The 18,552-nt window shown below is 64.5% G+C and carries 15 protein-coding genes; 8 read left to right on the top strand and 7 right to left on the bottom strand.

Annotated elements, in window-relative coordinates; genetic code table 11:
- The first annotated feature begins 17 nt into the window (after positions 1-17).
- The 4 genes from IB236_RS03560 to IB236_RS03545 are packed head-to-tail and all read left to right on the top strand — an operon-like array spanning position 18 to position 4,528.
- On the top strand, positions 18-1,109 hold the full coding sequence (locus IB236_RS03560; RefSeq protein WP_192418840.1) for a caspase family protein: 1,092 nt from the start codon (positions 18-20) through the stop codon (positions 1,107-1,109).
- A gap of 5 nt (positions 1,110-1,114) precedes the next feature.
- Positions 1,115-2,194 (top strand): CHAT domain-containing protein, encoded by a 1,080-nt coding sequence (locus tag IB236_RS03555; RefSeq protein ID WP_192418839.1) that lies wholly within the window; start codon positions 1,115-1,117, stop codon positions 2,192-2,194.
- Positions 2,194-3,159 (top strand): hypothetical protein, encoded by a 966-nt coding sequence (locus tag IB236_RS03550; protein WP_192418838.1) that lies wholly within the window; start codon positions 2,194-2,196, stop codon positions 3,157-3,159. Before IB236_RS03555 ends, IB236_RS03550 begins: the two co-directional genes overlap by 1 nt.
- Positions 3,152-4,528: a hypothetical protein gene (locus tag IB236_RS03545; RefSeq protein ID WP_192418836.1), complete on the top strand. Its 1,377-nt coding sequence runs from the start codon at positions 3,152-3,154 to the stop codon at positions 4,526-4,528. Before IB236_RS03550 ends, IB236_RS03545 begins: the two co-directional genes overlap by 8 nt.
- A gap of 621 nt (positions 4,529-5,149) precedes the next feature.
- Here IB236_RS03545 and IB236_RS03540 read toward each other — a convergent pair.
- The 7 genes from IB236_RS03540 to ahpC all read right to left on the bottom strand — a co-directional run bounded on the left by IB236_RS03540 (position 5,150) and on the right by ahpC (position 14,767).
- Positions 5,150-5,533 (bottom strand): hypothetical protein, encoded by a 384-nt coding sequence (locus IB236_RS03540; RefSeq protein WP_192418834.1) that lies wholly within the window; start codon positions 5,531-5,533, stop codon positions 5,150-5,152.
- Positions 5,534-5,572: 39 nt separating this feature from the next.
- Positions 5,573-8,692, bottom strand: a complete 3,120-nt coding sequence (locus IB236_RS03535) for an efflux RND transporter permease subunit (RefSeq protein WP_192418832.1) — start codon at positions 8,690-8,692, stop codon at positions 5,573-5,575.
- A gap of 9 nt (positions 8,693-8,701) precedes the next feature.
- The gene (locus tag IB236_RS03530) at positions 8,702-9,823 is read right to left on the bottom strand and encodes an efflux RND transporter periplasmic adaptor subunit (RefSeq protein ID WP_192418830.1); all 1,122 of its coding nucleotides are present in this window, start codon (positions 9,821-9,823) and stop codon (positions 8,702-8,704) included.
- Positions 9,820-10,392, bottom strand: a complete 573-nt coding sequence (locus IB236_RS03525) for a hypothetical protein (protein WP_192418828.1) — start codon at positions 10,390-10,392, stop codon at positions 9,820-9,822. The genes IB236_RS03530 and IB236_RS03525 overlap by 4 nt, the downstream gene beginning before the upstream one ends.
- Positions 10,393-10,428: 36 nt before the next feature.
- Positions 10,429-11,703: a TolC family protein gene (locus IB236_RS03520; RefSeq protein WP_192418826.1), complete on the bottom strand. Its 1,275-nt coding sequence runs from the start codon at positions 11,701-11,703 to the stop codon at positions 10,429-10,431.
- 720 nt (positions 11,704-12,423) lie between these two features.
- Positions 12,424-14,037, bottom strand: a complete 1,614-nt coding sequence (gene ahpF / locus IB236_RS03515; RefSeq protein ID WP_192418824.1) for an alkyl hydroperoxide reductase subunit F — start codon at positions 14,035-14,037, stop codon at positions 12,424-12,426.
- A gap of 154 nt (positions 14,038-14,191) precedes the next feature.
- A complete protein-coding gene (gene ahpC / locus IB236_RS03510; RefSeq protein WP_121943337.1) occupies positions 14,192-14,767 on the bottom strand; it encodes an alkyl hydroperoxide reductase subunit C in 576 nt (191 codons plus the stop codon).
- Positions 14,768-15,051: 284 nt separating this feature from the next.
- On the opposite strand from ahpC, the gene bfr reads away from it, so the two are divergent.
- The 4 genes from bfr (at position 15,052) to IB236_RS03490 (ending at position 18,435) form a co-directional block, all read left to right on the top strand.
- Positions 15,052-15,528 carry a bacterioferritin gene (bfr, locus tag IB236_RS03505; RefSeq protein ID WP_099729799.1) on the top strand — a complete coding sequence of 159 codons (477 nt, stop codon included), beginning with the start codon at positions 15,052-15,054 and terminating at the stop codon, positions 15,526-15,528.
- Positions 15,529-15,953: 425 nt separating this feature from the next.
- Positions 15,954-16,262, top strand: coding sequence for a DUF3649 domain-containing protein (locus IB236_RS03500; protein ID WP_192418822.1), 309 nt, complete (start codon positions 15,954-15,956; stop codon positions 16,260-16,262).
- Complete coding sequence (locus IB236_RS03495; RefSeq protein ID WP_192418820.1) at positions 16,259-18,097, top strand: PepSY domain-containing protein; 1,839 nt, start codon at positions 16,259-16,261, stop codon at positions 18,095-18,097. Before IB236_RS03500 ends, IB236_RS03495 begins: the two co-directional genes overlap by 4 nt.
- Positions 18,098-18,102: 5 nt before the next feature.
- Positions 18,103-18,435, top strand: coding sequence for a DUF3325 domain-containing protein (locus IB236_RS03490; protein ID WP_192418818.1), 333 nt, complete (start codon positions 18,103-18,105; stop codon positions 18,433-18,435).
- The last annotated feature ends 117 nt before the right edge of the window (positions 18,436-18,552 follow it).

Genomic DNA, 18,552 nt, shown 5'->3' with positions numbered 1-18,552 from the left:
TCTACGAGAAATACACTATGACTACACCCGGCTTCCCGCAGGGCCATGCGCTGCTAATCGGAGTTACTGACTACCGCTTCGTTACGAATCTGCCCATAGCCGTTCGCAACGACGTCCTGGATCTGTCACGAACCCTTTCGGCCCAGGACCTGTGCGGCTACGATCCGGTGAATGTCGTAGCGTTACTGGACGCTCAAGCCACCCGTGTGGCAGTCATGGAAGCGCTTGAGGACCTAGCATCCAGAGTTGGCGCTGAGGACACTGCGTGCGTGTACTTTTCAGGCCATGGTGCCGTGCTTGACGAAGCAACCTACGAGGACAGTTTCCTGCTAACAGTGGACAGCGATCCGGAGGAATTGCCGACCACGGCCATCAGCTCGGATGAGTTCTCGAGTGCACTGATGAAGGTGAAGGCGAAGCGGCTTCTGGTCTTTGTCGACGCCTGCCACGCCGGAGGGACTGCTATCTCCAAAGGTGTTGGCGACGGACAGACGCCTTACCTCAAGTCAGGCTACAGCGAAAAGACCTTCGCGAAGCTTGCCAACGGCAGCGGTCGGGCGCTCATGGCTTCTTGCCGCGCCAGCGAGGAATCGTCCATCTTTCCCGACGCGCGAAATAGTGTGTTCACCACGGCCCTGCTGGAGGGGCTGCGAGGTTCCGCAGACCCGACGGCCAGCGGATTTGTACGAGTGTTCGATTTGTTCGGATATGTCGCCGACCAAGTGCCACAAGTGATTAGCGAGCAACACCCTGTTTTTCATGCAGACCAGATTGAAGGCAACTTTCCCGTCGCTTTGAGTCGCGGCGGGAAAAATTCTCCTGGCAACGGCCCCTCGCTGACGAGTACTGGGCCACAAAACTGGAAGGCTCTCGAAGAGGCACTCGTAGACCTGTACCCATCTGGCCCGCGAGACCAGGAGGTCTGGAGCCGCGCTGGCGGTGATCTCTCAAGACTCGCCTTTCAAGCGAACGGCAGGGTTGCCTGGCACGCCGCCTTGCGCACACTCCAGCAAGGCGGTGGGGGCAGGAACATCACTTTCGCATCGCTTCTTGAGGTCGCAAAAGACGACTTTGAGAACAACGCTGAGCTGATGAAGCTTGAGGCGTAGAACTTATGGATTTGTTTGTACTTCAGGGTTGTGCTGAGCGCCAGGCGTTGGTTGTAGCCAGACGCGGTCCGGATACAGCGGTCACAAGGCTCGACTTGGCACATCCAGAGATTCAGTCGTTCATTCAGTTTACCGAACGGGTTGAGCAAGTCGTGCTCGGAGGCGAGCGGCCTACGCCGGCGGAGCTCGATGACGTCGGAACTCGCCTCTTCGATCACATCTTCCATGGCGAGGTCCTGCGCCTGTACAACCGCGTTCCGAGCCCGAATTTCAGTATCCAGATTGCGACCGACGAACCAAGCGTTCAGCGGATTCCCTGGGAGTTCATCCGGCCACATGATCGTATGGCGGTTCCTCATCGGGACCGCTGTGTAGTTCGTGTACTTCCCATCTGCGCTCCGTCAGATCCCGCGCCAACCAGGTCACTGAAGAAGTTGAAGGTGCTGTTGGCAGTTGCGGACCCCATTGACCAAGCCGGGGTAGGTTGGCAGGACGTAGAGTACAACATCCGCCGTGTCTTCGAAGCGCAGACAGATGGACTGGCGACTCTCAAAGTTATCCCTGCAGCTACAAGCGAGGCCCTGCTGAGGGCTTTGGACGCTGACTCTTATGATGTCTTCCACTTCTTGGGGCATGGCTGCATCGTGGACGGCGAGGGGCGTCTTGTGCTGGTTGATGTCGCCACAAAGAAGTCAGACTTCATAACCGCTGAGCAGGTGGCCGTCGCGCTCGGTGGGCAGAACCTTCGCCTAGTCATCCTCAGCGCATGCTTGACGGGCGCAGGGGATATCAAGGATGACTTTGGGCCGGTAGCGACGGCACTGCTTCGCAACGGAATTCCTGCAGTGGTAGCGAACCAAACCTCAATTCCAACTAAGTCGGTGGCCCCTTTTGTTGGAGCACTCTACCAACGTTTGCTTCGTGAAGGCAACATTGATTCAGCGGTGATGTCAGGTCGAGTCGCACTGCAGGATTCCCTGCGCAGGACCATGCCTCCTGCGAGCGCAGTGGTTGAGTGGGGAATTCCTGCTCTGTATAGGCTGCCCGGTGGCGATCAACTCTTTGTGCCGCGAGGAGACGCATGATGAAGTCCAAGAACCCCTACAGCATTGTCAACCGTCCTGCTGAGTTCACGTCTCTACGGAAGACAGCCGAAAACATGGTTAGTACAGCGTTGAAGAAGCAGTCAAGGACGCTGGTGATGGACCGTGTGCCACCCGGCCTGTTGGAAGCTCTGGTGTCCAGTTCGAATCAGGTCTTGTCGCCCACTGTTACCAAGACGGCCAAGCGGAGAGTTGTCAAGGCCGCTCTGCCGGCAGCTGCCGATTTGTCTTCTGAGGTGCTCAAGGTTGTTGAACGTGCGGCTTCCGGAAGCATCGCCTCCACCGTCGGGATTTTGGACCTGGGGGCATGGGTGTCGCGGCTTCCGGATCTGCTCAAGGTTATGAACAAGAGCCAGGATGCTTTGGTCTTCCTTGAAGTACAGACACCTGTGCCGGCCGGGCTGATAAAAACAGAGGAGCCGCTGGCCAGATGGGCCGAAAAGTTGTTGGGTCGGTCGTTGAAGGAGGAAGAGTCCAAGGACCTCAAGCGCAACATGCTTGCTGACGAGTTCTACTTCTTTGGCGAGTCAGTACGGAAACAGAACAAGCTGGATGTACTAGTTGCCCTGACGCCGGCAATGATTGCATTCGAAGAAAAAGGGGCTCCTCGGTGGAACTACTTTGCGGCCGGGAACGGGGACGTGTCCGTGGTATCGACCTGTGATGTACGCGAGTTTTCGACGAAAGCAGGCAGGCCTTACGAAGCGGCGATTGGAATGCTAATTGCGGCTCAGGTACTGGCGTCGCGCAACAACATGGAGTATCACGAAGAAACGCGTGGCTGCATCTTTGACTTCAATGATGAACGGACGGAACTCGTCGAAAGCATTCGCGGGATGCACATCGACGCCGACTGCATGAAGCACTTTAAGGATAAGGACGAGGCGAAGAACGCCAAGAGCCTGGTCACCGCTCTTGCTCGCATGAAGGAGACGCACCGTGGCTGAAGTCAGCGTCTTTATCCCTGGCATCATGGGGTCTGAGCTCTACCTTGGTGATGAGCTTATCTGGCCTGGTACTCCGGCTGAGATGCTCTTCCCATACGGGAAGATGGAGAAGCTGCTGCGGCCGGATTTGCTGATCGGCGACATCATCCGAAAGGTGTCCATCTCCAATCAGTACGCCAGTCTCATCAAGGCATTCAAATTGTGCGGCTTCGATGAGGAGGCGGGTCCGCCAACGCTCATCGTCTGCCCATATGACTGGCGCAAAGACAACCGCTTGGCGGCTGACCGGTTGGCAGATTGCGTCAAGAAGCTGCGGGCGGACCATGGCGAAGACGTTGTCATCAATATCGTTGCACACTCGATGGGAGGCTTGGTCAGCCGCTACTTCCTCGAGTCGGGCTCCTACTCGGCGGCTAACTGCCTGGGATTCGACCGGATTCAACGCCTCATCACCATTGGCACGCCTCACCGCGGAGCGCCGCTGGCGTTGTGCGCTGCGATGGGCCAGATTAAGCGCCTTTTCCTCAACGCCAAGCAGGTCAAGCAGATTGCCGACCAGGATGAATTTCCGGCGCTGTACCAGTTGATGCCACCGCGCAGCGAGCCGTATCTTTGGAACACTGACCCGCAAGCGCGCCTGGAACCTGCAAAGGTCTATGAAGACGGCACCGCGAAGCTGCTTGGATTGAACGCTAAGAATCTTGCGTCTGCTGCGGCCTTCCACGCCGCGCTAGATACCGCGAAGAAGCCGGACGGGGTCGTCTACTTCTGCTTCATCGGAACGAGGCAAGACACGATTTGCAACGTCCAAGGAAACTTCGCAGTCGAGACGGAGGACGGAGCGTTTCCAGCGAACCGGCCCCTTCCTGAAGGCGTGGAAATCACCGATGGCGGAGATGGGACTGTACCGAGCTGGAGCGCGTCCATTCCGGGCATGCAGCAGCTCGCGGTAGGTGGGGACCACGGCGGTCTCTACAAGACGCCAGAGGTTCTTCGGACGCTTGGCGCACTGTTAGGTAAGCAGGGGGTCTTGTCCTCTCAATTCAAGCCGGAGCTAGTACGGATTAGTCTCCGAGACGAGGTGGTGACGCCTGGCTTCCGAGAGCCAATTGTGCTGTTCTTCAACACGCCAACCGGAAAAATAGAAGCGGAGATCGTCGTGTCTCGGCTCGCCGGAAGCGACGGCCAGCCGTTGCCGTCACCAGCAGTTGCCAGCAAGTTGTCCGTCAGCTACATCGGCGCTCCTATCGACTCGCTGGCCTTGAAGGTTGACACGCCGGACTTCGCGGGTGTGTACGAACTGGATGTCCAAGTCGGCGGTGCGAGCATTGCCGACAACAATCCGCGACTACTCGTGCAGTGGGAATAGGACATAGGCCTGATGAAGCCTCGCCCGACTCAGCGGTCGATTGAACTTTTCCAGAAGCGGGGCTTTCATGATCGGCCGCTTCGAGTTGGCGCGTCCACCAAAGAGGTAATTGACTGTGGCAACAAGCTGAAATGCGTCCGCCGAACAGAACGCGCGTCAGACTAGCCGAGGCGAATTTACACAGGCGCGACGAGCCGCGCGGTCAAATGACCGATGCTGAGGGTGAAGCGGGCGTTCAGGAATGGTGGCGCTCGGCGACTGGTATTGGCGGTTGCTGCTGTTCAGGCACGGACCTGAATGACTCAGTTCAGCCTAAAACGGCCAGACACTCCGCCCAAAAAATCTGCCTATTCCCGCCCACGCAAGCTAAGCACCCTGCGCCCAGCATCAACCAAATCACTATCAATTTGATAGCAATAAGCGATTGACAGACAAGCGGTAGAGCCTAATCTTTTTCAAATTTCAGCACACCTCACTACTGAAACGACGGGTGCGCCCATCTCGCCCATTCTCATGGAGCACCGCCACTGAAACAGGCCACACACCGCCACACACCGCCACGCCAGCCAAAGCCAGCGCGGCGGCGCGTAATGCACAACGCTCTCTATCTACGGCAGCGGCTTACTTCACCGCAAACCGCACATTCGCCGCCTTCTTTCCCGGCAGTGTCACAAGCGCCACCACCTTGGTGCCCGCGGCGACCTTGAACGCGCCCTTGGCCTCCAGCTTGCCCTCCCCCGCAGGCGCCAGCAGGGCTTCGGATTTTTCGGTGCCGTTGAACAAGGTGAGCTTGGCACTCACGCCTTCGGTCTTGGCTGGCTTGCCGTGGTCGCGCTGGTGCAGCGTGAGGGTATCTGGCTTGGCCACCAGTTCGTAGTCCATGTCGTTGGCTTCGACCACGATGCCGCCGTGCAGCGGCTTGTAGTCGTGGCCATGGTTGCCGACGGCAAACGCAGCGCCACTCACCGCCAGCGCGAGCGCGGCAAAGAAGTATTTGGTGTTCATGAAAATCCTTTCAAAGGGTGGTTGAGACAGCGACAAAAATCAGAACGCCCCGACGTTCTTGTCGTCCAGCAGGCGCTCGGCATCGTGGCGGCCGAACAGCCAGAACAGGGCGGGGGTCAGGAAGGTGTCGAGCAGGGTCGAGCTGATCAGGCCCGAGAAGATCACCACCGCCACCGGGTGCAATATCTCGGTGCCGGGGCGCTCGGCCTCCAGCAGCAGCGGGGCCAGCGCAAACGCCGTGACCAGGGCGGTCATGAGCACGGGGGAAAGCCGCTCCAGCGAGCCGCGCACGATCATGGCGGTGTCAAAGCGCTCGCCTTCCACGCGCATCAGGTTGAGGTAGTGGCTCACCTTCAAAATGCCGTTGCGCACCGAGATGCCCGCCAGCGTGATGAAGCCGATCAGCGCCGCCACCGACAGCGGCTGGCCCGACACCCACAGCCCCAGCACCGCGCCCACCAGCGCCAGCGGGATGTTGGCCATGATGAGGGCCGAGAGCGTGGCCGAGCGGTAGCGGGTGTAGAGCACCACAAACATCAGCACCAGCGAAACGATGGCGAGCAGGCCCACCAGGCGGCTGGCTTTTTCCTGCGCCTGGAACTGGCCGCCCAGGGTGATGAAGTAGCCCTCGGGCAGGCGCGTGTCGCCCACGGCCTGGCGGATGTCGGCCACCACGTCGGACAGCGCCCTGCCCTGCGCGTTGGCCGACAGCACGATGCGGCGCTTGCCGTCGTCGCGGCTGATCTGGTTGGGGCCGTCGCCTTCTTCGATGGTGGCCAGGCGCGACAGCGGCACGGGGCCGCGTGGCGTATCGATCAGCACACGCGCCAGGCCGTAGATGGAGCGTGCGCTGTCGGGCAGGCGCACCACCAGCGCAAAGCGGCGGCTGCCTTCCACCACCTGGGCCACTTTCTCGCCCTCCACCAGCGTCTGCAGCGCGGCCAGCACCTGGGGTGCGGGCACGCCCATTTGTGCAGCGGCGGCGTAGTCCACGCGCACGGTGATCTGCGGTGCCAGCACCTGCTTTTCCACCTCCAGGTCGGCCAGGCCGGGGATGCCCGCCAGCCGCGCGCGCAGGGCCTCGGCCTGGCCGCGCAGGGTGTCCAGGTCGTCGCCAAAGAGCTTGATGGCGATCTGCGAGCGCACGCCCGAGAGCATGTGGTCGATGCGGTGCGAGATGGGCTGGCCGATGGCGATGGCGGCAGGCAGGTGCGCCAGGCGGCTGCGGATGTCGGCCTGCACCTCGGCCATGCTGCGCTTGAGCTCCGCCGCAGGCAGCAGGCCCACGTCCAGCTCGCTCACGTGCACGCCTTCGGCATGTTCGTCCAGCTCGGCGCGGCCACTGCGCCGGCCCACGTGCGTGACCTCGGGCACCTGGCGCACCAGCACCTCGGCCTGGCGGGCCAGCGCGCTCGATTCGGCCAGCGTGACGCCGGGGTTGAGCCGCATGCCGATGAGCAGCGTGCCTTCGTTGAACGGCGGCAAGAAGGTGGTGGGGAAAAACGGCACCGCCGCTGCCGACAGCGCCACCGCCACCGCGCTCACGGCCAGGGCTGCACGCGGCCGCGCCAGCACAGCCACAAGCCCGCTGCGGTAGCGCGCCTTGAGCCAGGCCACCACGCGGGTGTCGCCGTGGTCGAGGTTCTTCATGCGCGGAAGCAGGTAGAACGCCAACACCGGCGTGACGGTGACCGACACCAGCAGCGATGCCACGGTGGAGACGATGAAGGCAATGCCCAGCGGCACAAACAGCCGCCCCTCGATGCCCGGCAGTGCAAACAGCGGCAGGAACACCAGCACGATGATGGCCGTGGCATACAGGATGCCCGAGCGCACTTCCATGGACGCGAGCTTGACCACCTCGATGGGGTGCAGGCGGTGGTTCGGGTGCTTGGCGCGGTCCATCTTCAAGCGGCGCAGCACGTTCTCCACATCGACCACGGCATCGTCCACAAGGCCGCCAATGGCAATGGCCAGGCCGCCCAGCGTCATGGTGTTGATCGACAGGCCGAAATACTTGAACACCAGCGCGGTGATGAAGATGGACACCGGGATGGCCGTGAGCGCAATCACCGTGGGCCTGAGCGTGCCGAGGAACACGAACAAAATCACCGCCACGAACACCGAGGCGCCCATGAGCTTGCCCTGCAGCGTGGTGACCGAGGCCTCGATGAAGCTTGCCTGGCGGAAGGTGACGCGCGGCGCCTCCATGCCTGCGGGCAGCGAGTTCTTCAGGTCCACCAGCGCGGCCTCGATGCTGCGCGTGAGGCCGATGGTGTCGGCCGTGGGTTGCTTCTGGATGCCCAGGATGACGGCGCCCTGCCCTTCAAAGCCCGCGTCGCCCCGCTTGGTGGCGGCGGCAAAGGTTGCATCGGCCACCTGGCGCAGCAGCACGCTCTGGCCGTTTTTGGCGGTGAGGGCCAGGTTCTGCAGGTCTTCGAGCCGCGAGGTGCGGCCCAGGTGGCGGATGAGGTATTCGCGCCCACCCAGCTCCAGAAATCCGCCCGAGGTATTGGCCGCAAAGCCCTTGAGCGCGCCCGTGAGCTGGTCGTGCGTGATGCCCAGCGCTGCCATGCGCGCCGTGTCGGGCAGCACCTGGAACTGGCGCACCTCGCCACCGATGGGGATCACCTGCGCCACGCCAGGGATGGCCATGAGGCGCGGGCGCAGCACCCAGTCGGCGTACTCGCGCACGGCCATGGGCGTGGTCTTGCCTGCGTCGATGGGGATGGCCACCTGCATGATCTCGCCCATGATGGAGCTGATGGGCCCCATGCGCGGCGTGATGCCGCTGGGCAGGCCCTCTTCCATGGACGACAGGCGCTCAGACACCATCTGGCGCGCGCGGTAGATCTCGGTGCTCCAGTCAAAGGTGACGTAGATGAACGACAGGCCCGCGCTGGAGGTGGAGCGCACACTCTCCACACCGGGCAGGCCGTTCATGGTGGTCTCCAGCGGGAAGGTGATGAGCTGCTCCACCTCTTCGGCGGCCATGCCGCCCGCCTCGGTCATGAGGGTGACGGTGGGTTTGTTGAGGTCAGGGAACACGTCCACCGGCGTGCGCGAGAGCGTGAGGGCGCCGTAGGCCATGAGCACGGCTGCTGCGATGAGCACCAGCAGCCGGTGGGTCAGGCTGTTTTCGAGAAGCCACTTGAACATCGTGACTCCTTAGCGGACCTGGTTGATGAGCGTGGCGCCCTGCGTGGCCACGCGGTCGCCGGGCTGGAGGCCCGAGGTCACGGCCACCGAGGTGCCGTCCAGCGGCACCGAGGTGACGACCCGGGGCACAAAGCGCTCGGGCGACTCCTTGACCCACACGATGGTCTGATTGGCCGGGTTGCGCAGCAACGCTGCGGCGGGCACCTGCACGCCATCGACCCTTTCGGTGGACTGCACGAACACGCGTACGGGCTGGCCCAGGGCCAAGGTGCCAAGCGCAGACGAGTCGCCCGCAAACTGCAGCGGCTGCGCCTGATCACGCAGGCTGCGCGCCGCGCCCAGAAAGCGCAGTGGCACGCGCTGCCCGCCCGCAACCAGCGTGGCACCGGCCACGCTCTGCGCCTGGGCCGGGTCATAGGCCAGGGCCTCGATGCGCAGGCGCGATGGGTCTACCACCTCAAACACCAGTTCGCGCGCATCCACCACCTGCCCGGCCACGGCATTGGCCGAGGCGATGACGCCCGACACCGGGGCCACCAGCGCATCGCGTGTGGCCAGGCCCGCGCCTACGGCGCCCAGGCGCTGGGTGAGGCTGTGCAGCTCGCTCTCGGCCGCTTCGATGTCCTTGCGCGGCACGGTGTCGGCCAACTCTTGCAGGCGCGCCACGCGCCGTGCGGCCAGGTCGCGCGCAGCGCGCAGTTCGGCCTGCTGGGCCAGTTGGTTGGAGCGCTCGATGGCGCCCGCCGTGGGCACCACATAGGCCAGCACCTCGCCCTTGCGCACCGCCTGACCCACGCCAGGCAGGCCCTTGGGCCCGGCCTCCAGCCGCCCGGCCAGCATGGCCTGCACCTTGCCACCCGCGTTGGGGTCCATCACCACGGAGCCTGCCAGTTCAAAAGCCTTGGCGTGTTGCCCGGTAGCTGCCACAAGAGTGCGCACGCCCAGTTGGCGCTGCGCGGGTTTGGGCAGAAACACGCTGCCATCGGGCTGGCGGCTGGGGCCGTTGCCGGTGGGCGCGGGCGGTGCGTCGCCGTGGTCGTGGCCGGGGCCTGCCAGGGCTGGCAGGGGGGCGCTGAGCGCGGCGGCCATGAGCAGGGCCAGCAAGGAAGGCATGGGGTGGAAGCGCTTCATGCTGCACCTCCCACGCGCTGGGTGTTGCCCATGCGGGCAGTACGGCCCCGGCGCAAACCCCACACGGCGACCAGCGCCAGCAGCACGGCGGCCACGGCGCCTGCGATCAGCACAGTGCGGCGGGCCAGCCCTGCGGGTGCGGCTTCGGTGTGGGCGGCGGGGTGCAGGTCGATTTCGCCTGCGAGCAGGTCAGTCTCATTGCCTGCGGCCACGGTAGCGGTGACGGGGCTCACGCCCTCGGCCAGCGGGGCGGCCAGGGTGGCCTGGAACTCGCCCTCGGCCACGCGGGTGACGGGCACGCTGGTGCCCGCGATGTCCAGCTCCAGCCGGGCGTCTTTCACGGGGCTGTTGTCGCCCGCGTGGTCCAGATAGAGCGCAATTTTTTGCCCGTCGAGCACGCCCACGAGTTCAAACAGGTCGGAGGTGGCGGCAAAGCGCGGCAGGGCTGTGCCCGCAGCGGCGACGGGGGCTTCGCCATGGTCATGGCCTGCGCCAGCCAGCGCGGTCGGCGGTAGAAAGCCCAGCAGCAGGGCCAGGCCCAGTGTGGAGAAAGCGGAAGAGAGTGTCATGGTCGTCTTAAAAATTGGTCGGGATTCACAGGGAGTTCATTGCGGCAGCAGGCCCAGGGCCTGGCGCAGATGGGAGATGGCGGCGGCCGCATCGATGCGGGCGCGGGCCAGCTGGCGTTCGGCCTGGGCGGCCTCCAGCTCCACACGCAGGCGCGTGGGGCCATCGGCCTCGCCCAGGCGGAAGGCCTTGTCGATAAAGCCGCGTGTGCCCTGTGCCAGCGCCGCGTGGCGCGCCGAGGCGTCGCGCTGGGCCTGGGTGGCTTTCACACGGGCCATGGCGGCGGCGATGTCGGCGGCCAGGCGCCTCTGCTCCACGGCAGCACGCGCCTCGGCATCGATGGCATCGGCGCGGGCTGTGGCCTGCTTGGCTTGCGCACGGTCGCCCCCGCCCAGGGGTATGCGCAGGCCCACGGTGAAGGTCTGCTGGTAGCGGTCGCCCGCCTGCTCGCGGCCGCGCGTGGCGGCCACCGTCAGCTCGGGGTTGGCGCGGGTTTGCACGGCGGCCAGGTCGGCCGCGCGGCGGGCCACCTCGGCCTGGTCCTGCCAGTCGGCCGCCGCAGGGTGCTGGGCAGCGGCTGCCGTGGCATCGGGCACGGGGGGCTCGGGCTCTGCCCCATCCGCCAGCGCCATGGTGGGCGCGGCCTGCACACCCCAGGCGGCCAGTGCGGCCTGCGCTGCGTCCCGTGCGCCCTGGGCCTCGGCCATGGCGGCTTCGGCCTGGGCCACGGCGCCGTCGGCCTGCGCGTGGTCGGCGCGCGACAAGTCTCCCGCACGCACGCGGCGCGCTACGTCGGCGGCCAGGCGCTGCGCGTTCAGCAGCCGGTCTTGCGCCAGTGCCTGATCGGCCTGCGCGCGCTGCGCGGCCCACCACGCTTCGCGCACGGTGGCGGCCAGTTGCAGCTGCGCGGCGCGCTGACGGCTGTCCAGCGCCTGCGCTTCGGCGTCGGCCAGCGCGGCCTTGCGGGCGCGCTCGCCGGGCAGCCACAGCGGCAGGGCCAGGCCCACTTCGGCTTCGCGGCTGCCCTGGTTGCTACCGGGGCGGTCGGTTTTGGTGGACAGCTCCAGCGCCACGGGCTCGGCCGTCCAGGCTGCCGCCGCGCTGCGTGTGGCCTGCGCAGCCTCGCGCCGCAAAGCTGCTGACTGCGCCTCGGGCTGGCGCTGCCGGGCCTGCTCGAACAGGGCCTGGAGCGTGAGCGGCGCTGTGCCGGGGTTGGGGGCCTGGGCCTGTGCGGCAGTGCCCAGAAGTGCCACGCCCAGCGCCATAGCCGCTACGGCGGCGGGCGCATGGTGTCGTCGTTTCGTTGATTGCATCCGATTCCTCTGCAGTGGCCAGAGGCCACAGGTTGAAATCGGCGAGGCGCGATGGGAGGGAGAGACGATCAGCAGCACACGCAGGCGTCAGCGCGCGCGTCGCGACTGCCTCAAAAGGCAGCTCTTCAACACCATCAACAAAATGGAAACGGGACAGCCCAGAGCCCCCGCCTCGCCGCTCAGGCGAGGACGGGCCAATTGGGGCGTTCGGGGCGTGAAAGGGGGGCTGGAGGCCAGGCTGGTGCCGCCTGGGCCAGCGGGCGTGCTGCAGTCACCACGATGGCATGGTCACCGGGACTGTGCGCGAGACCGCTGCCCGCACCATGGCAGGCGTGACAGTCCATGTCCGCCGGGGTGGCACTGGATGTCTTGGCTGGATGGACAGGGGATTCATCGGCCACATGATCGTGCACATGGTGGCCAAAGTGCGAGGCTTGCGGCGCCGTTTCATGCCCGCAATAGGGCGAAGCAGCCGCCCAGATAGACTGGAGCGGCATGAACACCAACAGGAAGAGCAACAGCAAGCGGCGCATGGGCAGCCGGATTCTAGGGAGGTTTGTAGAACCCCTACAAAAACAGCGGATCGCCCAGACCGGGTTGAAGGACTTTGCGTGGTTGAGTGGCAAAAGGCCCAGGCCTAAATCCGCAGCTGGATCCACGCTCCGGGCCGCCCTACCTGCAGGGACGAGGGCAGCATCCGCCCCCATCCCCTGCACGACATCAGGCAGCAACGGCCTCGGGCTGCGCTGCCTGCGCCTTGGCACCTTCAGCCACCACGGGCATGCGGATCAGGTGGTCAAAAGCGCTCAGCGCTGCCTTGGAGCCATCGCCCGCCGCAATCACGATCTGCTTGAAAGGCACGGTGGTGCAATCGCCCGCCGCAAACACGCCGGGGATGTTGGTGCGACCGTGCGAATCGACAATGATTTCACCGAAGCGCGACAGCTCCACCGTGCCCTTGAGCCATTCGGTGTTGGGCACCAGGCCGATCTGCACGAACACGCCTTCCAGCTGCACGGTGTGCTCCACATTAGTGGCACGGTCCTTGTACTTGAGGCCGTTCACCTTGCCGTCAGCACCGGTGATTTCGGTGGTCTGCGCGTTGGTGTGGATGGTCACGTTGGGCAGGCTCTTGAGCTTGTTGACCAGCACGGCGTCGGCCTTGAGCTGGTCGGCAAACTCGATGAGCGTCACGTGGGCCACCACGCCAGCGAGGTCAATCGCAGCTTCGACACCGCTGTTGCCGCCGCCGATGACCGACACGCGCTTGCCCTTGAACAGCGGGCCGTCGCAGTGCGGGCAGTAGGCCACGCCCTTGTTCTTGTACTCGGCTTCGCCGGGCACGTTCACGTTGCGCCAGCGGGCGCCGGTGGACAGGATCACCGTCTTGGCCTTGAGCGAGCCGCCATTGGCCAGCTGCACTTCGATCAAGCCACCAGGCTGCGCAGCGGGGATGAGCTTGTCGGCGCGCTGCAGGTTCATGATGTCCACGCCATAGGCACGGGTGTGGGCTTCGAGCGCGGCGGCGAACTTGGGGCCGTCGGTTTCGAGCACCGAGATGTAGTTCTCGATGGCCAGCGTGTCATTCACCTGGCCGCCAAAACGCTCGGCAGCCACGCCGGTGCGGATGCCCTTGCGGGCGGCGTACACGGCGGCTGCGGCACCTGCGGGGCCACCGCCGACGATGAGCACGTCGTACGGGTCTTTGGCGCTGAGCTTCGCGGCTTCGCGGGCGGCAGAGCCGGTGTCGAGCTTGGCGACGATCTCTTCGATGGTCATGCGGCCGGAGCCGAACACCTGGCCGTTCAGGAACACCATGGGCACGGCCATGATTTCGCGGTCGTTCACTTCCTGCTGGAAGGCGCCGCCTTCGATCACGGTCGTCTTGATCTTCGGGTTGACGATGGCCATGAGCGACAGCGCCTGCACCACGTCCGGGCAGTTGTGGCAGGTCAGGCTCATGTAGACCTCGAAGTTGAAGTCTCCGTCCAGCGCCTTGATGGAGTCGATCACATCCTGCTCGACCTTGGGTGGGTGGCCGCCCGTCCACAACAGGGCAAGCACCAGCGAGGTGAACTCGTGGCCCAGCGGCAGGCCGGCAAAGCGCAGGCTGTTGGTGGCGCCCACGCGCTGCAGGCTGAAAGATGGCTTGCGTGCATCGTTGCCGTCGGTGCGCAGGGTGATCTTGTCGCTGCGCAGGGATTGGATGGTCGTCAGCAGCTCGCGCATGTCGCGCGCCGTCTCGCTGTCGTCCAGGGAAGCCACCAGCTCAAACGGCTGCTGCACGCGCTCCAGGTAGGCGGCGAGTTGGGTCTTGAGTTGTTCGTCGAGCATGGTGGTGTCCTTTGAAATTCGAGTTGTGGTGTCTGGGAGGGTGACGCCAAAAAGGCTGCAGTTCAAGCCTGCTTGTCAACGTCCGGGCGTAAAAAAGCCGGACGGCATGGCGCGATGGCGCCATGACGCTGTCCGGCTTTGGAGGAGCCGTGGATTAGATCTTGCCAACCAGGTCCAGCGAAGGCGTCAGCGTCTTGGCGCCTTCCTTCCACTTGGCGGGGCAGACTTGGCCAGGGTTGGCGGCGGTGAACTGGGCAGCCTTGAGCTTGCGCAGGGTTTCCGACACGTCGCGGGCGATTTCGTTGGAGTGGATTTCCATGGTCTTGATCACGCCATCGGGGTTGATCACGAACGTGCCACGCAGTGCCAGACCTTCTTCAGGAATGTGCACGCCGAAGGCGTTGGTCAGCTGGTGCGTTGGGTCGCCGACCAGGGGGAACTTGGCCTTGCCCACGGCGTCGGAGGTTTCGTGCCACACCTTGTGCGAGAAGTGGGTGTCGGTGGTCACGATGTAAACCTCGGCACCGGCCTTTTGGAATTCAGCGTAGTTGTCGGCAGCGTCTTCGATTTCGGTGGGGCAGTTGAAGGTGAAGGCTGCAGGCATGAAGATCAGCACGGACCACTTGCCCTTGAGGGACTGCTCGGTCACTTCGATGAATTCACCCTTGCCGGCACGGTTGACAAAAGCGGTGGTCTTGAAGGGCTGAACTTGCGTATTGATCAGGGACATTGCTGTTTCCTTTGTGGTTGGTTGACTGAACAGGACTGAAGTTTAGGCATTTCCAATCCATCAATCCAATTAATTGATTACATCGAATCAATTGCCAATTACTATACAACGCCCTGTGCGACCTCCCGGTGACAACCCTGGTGCGCCGCGGGGCACACAAGATGTGAACGCGAACGCCTCTCAGCATCACACGCAGCCCGCGCGCCACAGCAGGGGCTTGCCTTGCGCTGCTGGATGCGGGTCACGACAATCAGCGCCGAATCCACACATTACAAGGAGTCCCCATGAAAGGTGACGCACAGGTCATTGGCCATCTGCAGGCCCAGCTCAAGAACGAACTCACCGCCATCAACCAGTACTTCCTGCACTACCGCATGCTCAAGCACTGGGGCTTCGACAAGCTGGCGAAGAAGGAGTATTCGGAATCCATCGGCGAGATGAAGCATGCCGACTGGCTCATGGACCGCATCTTCACGCTGGACGGCCTGCCCAACCTGCAGGACCTGGCCAAGATCCAGGTCGGCGAAGACGTGCCAGAGATCCTGGCCTGCGACCTGCGCGCCGAACAAGGCGCCCAAGCCACCATCAAGGATGGGATCGCCCACTGCGAAAGCGTGCGTGACTATGTATCGCGCGACCTGCTGCAAAAGATCCTGGACGACACCGAGGAGCACATCGACTTCCTCGAGACCCAGATCGATCTGATCGGCAAGGTGGGCCTGCAGAACTACCTGCAGTCGCAGATGGGCGATGTGGAGTAAGGCCACGGATCGCCAGATCGGTCCACGAAAGCGGGCAGAAAAATCAAAACGGGCTTCGGCCCGTTTTTTTGTGCCTGCGCGCTGCAGCTTTGAGAATATTTCTCCCGGATAGCAATGCCCCCTGCGATCACGGGTTGTTGCAAGTGCACATCAACGGAAGAAAATTCCCGCAACACAAATGCGAATGCCTCTCAACAAAAGTAGAATGTCAGCCTACCACCAGCGGCCGGGTTCAGTGACACCCTGATTCCCGAGCCCGCCAGCAAGCCAGTCAGCCGGCTCCAGCCGCCCGTTGCAGCCAGCGTTTGTGCGTTTTGTACCCACACACCTGTCTGGAGCTCTTTGCTGATGCCGCACCGTACGACCCGCCCCCGCCTTGCGGGGCCCTTGCCCACATACACCCCCGGAGCTCCCCGGGCCCTGCCATGAAGGCCACCCGCGTCAATGGACGCTACCGGCTGGCCATCACCTCCCGCGCCGTGGCGGCGATAGGGGGCGGCTACGCGCTAGCGGCAGGCTTCTCGGCGGCGCTGTCGCTCCTGCTAGCGCAATGCATGCCCCGCGTGGAGGCTGTGCTCACGGCCACCATGCTCTCGTGGGTGGTGTATGCCGCCGCCGCTGGCTGGGCTTTTTACACACGCACCGCCTGGGGCGCCTGGGGTGGCACGCTGCTGCCCGCACTGGTGCTGGGCGCCTGCGCCACGGCACCGCATTGGATGAAGGCCGCCGCATGACGAGCAGCACACTCCCCTCCCGCACCCCGGCAGAACGGGCCCTGGCAGCCACCGCGGCCAGCACCGCGGCTGAAGCAGCACGCTCAGCCAAGAAGCCCAAGGCGCCCAGCGACCGCGAGGGATTCCGCCAGGCCATGTCTTGGCTGCACACCTGGGCCGGATTGATCCTGGGCTGGCTGCTGTTTGCGATCTTCCTGACCGGCACGCTGTCGTTCTTCAAGAACGAGTTCAACCTGTGGATGCGCCCCGAGATGCATGGACTGCAGCCGGTGGATGCCACTGATCCGCAGGTGGCGCAAAAAGCCCTGGACGCGCTGGTGCGCCGGGTGCCCAACGTCACGCAGTGGATCATGCACCTGCCCGACGACCGCGACCCTGCCGTCAACATCCTGTGGCGCGACACGGGCAATGGCCGCTTCGAGACGCTGCGCATGAACCCGCAGACCGGCGAGGCCATCGACGCGCGCCAGACCATGGGCGGCGACTTCTTCTACCGCTTCCACTTCGAGCTGCGCACCGCGCAGAAGGGGCGCTGGACCCTCGAAGGCCGCTGGGTGGTGGGCGTAGCCACCATGCTGATGTTTGTGGCGCTGATCTCGGGGGTGATCACGCACCGCCGCATCTTCAAGGACTTCTTCACCTTCCGCCCCACCAAGGGCGGCCAGCGCGCCTGGCTGGACGCACACAACGTCAGCGGTGTACTGGTGCTGCCGTTCTACCTGATGATCACCTTCAGCGGGCTGATGATCTTCCACACGCTCTACATGCCTGCAGGCATTGCCACCGCCTACAAGGGCGAGAACGGCGTGGACTCCAACGCGTACTTTGCCGACCTGCAGGGCGAGAAAGCCGAAAGCCGCCCCCGGCGCAGACCGGGCGACAAGGTAGAGCCCCTGCCCGCTATTGCACTGCCGTCCATCCTGACCGAAGCGCGCACCCGCTGGGATGGCGGGCGCATCGGCAGCCTGCAGGCACGCCGCGACGCCAAGGGCCGCGCCGTGGTCGAGGTGACGCGCCACGAAGGCGACCGCCTGCAGTACCGCCCACCGCGCCTGCTGTTTGATGCCACCACCGGCCAGTGGCTGGACCAGGCCGATGCCACCGGCCCCGCCGTCAAGACCTACGGCGTGTTGTACGGCCTGCACATGGCGCGGTTTGCCGACATCGGCCTGCGCTGGGCGCTGTTTGGCTTTGGCGTGTTGGGCAGCCTGATGATCGCCACCGGCATGGTGCTGTGGTCGGTCAAGCGCAGCGCCAAATCGCAGACGCAGGCCAGCCGCACAGGGATCGCCGCCAATAAAGACAACAGGGCGGGCGTCGCACCCACCGAGGCGCCGTTTGGCGAGCGCCTGGTGGCAGCCATCAACATTGCCACGCTGGCGGGCCTGCCGCTGGCCTGCGGCGTGTACATCGCCTCCAACCGCCTGATCCCGCTGAACGCTGAGGGCCGGGCCGATGTGGAACTGGCCTGGTTCTTCAGCGCCTGGGGCCTGGCCCTGCTGTGGGCGCTGGCCTGCGCCGTGGTGCGGCCTGGCCGCATGGGCTGGTCGGTGCCACTGGGCGCAGCGGGGCTGGTGTGGGCGTTGCTGCCTGTCATCAACGCCCTGACCACCCACACCCACCTCGGCGTCACGCTGCCGGCGGGCGAATGGGTGTGGGCCAGCATGGACCTGGCGTTCCTGACCACCGGGCTGGTGCTGGGCTGGCTGTCGTGGCGGCTGCGCCCGGGCCGTGCCCCCAAGGGCAAAGCCGCTGAGGCCAAAACACCGCGCACTGCCCCGGCGGCCGCATTGCCTGCGGCCACCGAAGTGTCTGTTTCAACGTCGGGGGCTTGAACACCATGTCCGCATTTCTGCTGTGTTTTGCGGCCTGGTCGGTGATGGCGCTGGGCATGGACCGCCACCATGAAGACGCCACAGACCGTGAAGGTGCGGCCCACCGCCTGCAACAGCTGCGCCGCGCGGGGTGGCTGTTGCTGCTGCTGTCGCTCTGGCTGGCCGCACACCCGGCCGATGGCGTGCCTGTCTCGCTCGGCGTGACCGCATGGGCCGTGGCCCTGTCAGTAGCAGCCGTGGCCGTGACGGCCACTGTGACCTGGCAGCCCCGGCGCACACCGGTGCTGGCGGGGTTGACCCTGCTGGCAGGCCTCGCCGCCTGGGCCGGGGGGTGGTGAGCGGAAAGGATGCGGCGGCCCCTCTGGCTCGTCGCACTTTCTGATCCGCCTCTCACCTCTGCATTTTTTCATCCCGCTCTCTGCGCCCCCCCAGCCACCGGCCCCATAGGCCCGCGC

The sequence above is a fragment of the Acidovorax sp. ACV02 genome, from assembly GCF_014851475.1.
GTDB lineage: Bacteria > Pseudomonadota > Gammaproteobacteria > Burkholderiales > Burkholderiaceae_C > Acidovorax > Acidovorax delafieldii.
Note: the sequence above shows the minus strand (reverse complement) of the source record. Positions and strands in the feature narration are given on the sequence as shown.

Excerpts from the sequence above, each read along its gene's own strand:
- IB236_RS03555 (WP_192418839.1), top strand. The coding sequence starts at position 1,115 with ATGGATTTGTTTGTACTTCAGGGTTGTGCTGAGCGCCAGGCGTTGGTT.
- IB236_RS03495 (WP_192418820.1), top strand. The coding sequence starts at position 16,259 with ATGACGAGCAGCACACTCCCCTCCCGCACCCCGGCAGAACGGGCCCTG.
- IB236_RS03540 (WP_192418834.1), bottom strand. The coding sequence starts at position 5,533 with ATGAACACCAAATACTTCTTTGCCGCGCTCGCGCTGGCGGTGAGTGGC.
- bfr (WP_099729799.1), top strand. The coding sequence starts at position 15,052 with ATGAAAGGTGACGCACAGGTCATTGGCCATCTGCAGGCCCAGCTCAAG.
- IB236_RS03520 (WP_192418826.1), bottom strand. The coding sequence starts at position 11,703 with ATGCAATCAACGAAACGACGACACCATGCGCCCGCCGCCGTAGCGGCT.
- IB236_RS03525 (WP_192418828.1), bottom strand. The coding sequence starts at position 10,392 with ATGACACTCTCTTCCGCTTTCTCCACACTGGGCCTGGCCCTGCTGCTG.
- IB236_RS03490 (WP_192418818.1), top strand. The coding sequence starts at position 18,103 with ATGTCCGCATTTCTGCTGTGTTTTGCGGCCTGGTCGGTGATGGCGCTG.
- ahpF (WP_192418824.1), bottom strand. The coding sequence starts at position 14,037 with ATGCTCGACGAACAACTCAAGACCCAACTCGCCGCCTACCTGGAGCGC.
- ahpC (WP_121943337.1), bottom strand. The coding sequence starts at position 14,767 with ATGTCCCTGATCAATACGCAAGTTCAGCCCTTCAAGACCACCGCTTTT.
- IB236_RS03535 (WP_192418832.1), bottom strand. The coding sequence starts at position 8,692 with ATGTTCAAGTGGCTTCTCGAAAACAGCCTGACCCACCGGCTGCTGGTG.
- IB236_RS03500 (WP_192418822.1), top strand. The coding sequence starts at position 15,954 with ATGAAGGCCACCCGCGTCAATGGACGCTACCGGCTGGCCATCACCTCC.
- IB236_RS03530 (WP_192418830.1), bottom strand. The coding sequence starts at position 9,823 with ATGAAGCGCTTCCACCCCATGCCTTCCTTGCTGGCCCTGCTCATGGCC.
- IB236_RS03560 (WP_192418840.1), top strand. The coding sequence starts at position 18 with ATGACTACACCCGGCTTCCCGCAGGGCCATGCGCTGCTAATCGGAGTT.
- IB236_RS03550 (WP_192418838.1), top strand. The coding sequence starts at position 2,194 with ATGAAGTCCAAGAACCCCTACAGCATTGTCAACCGTCCTGCTGAGTTC.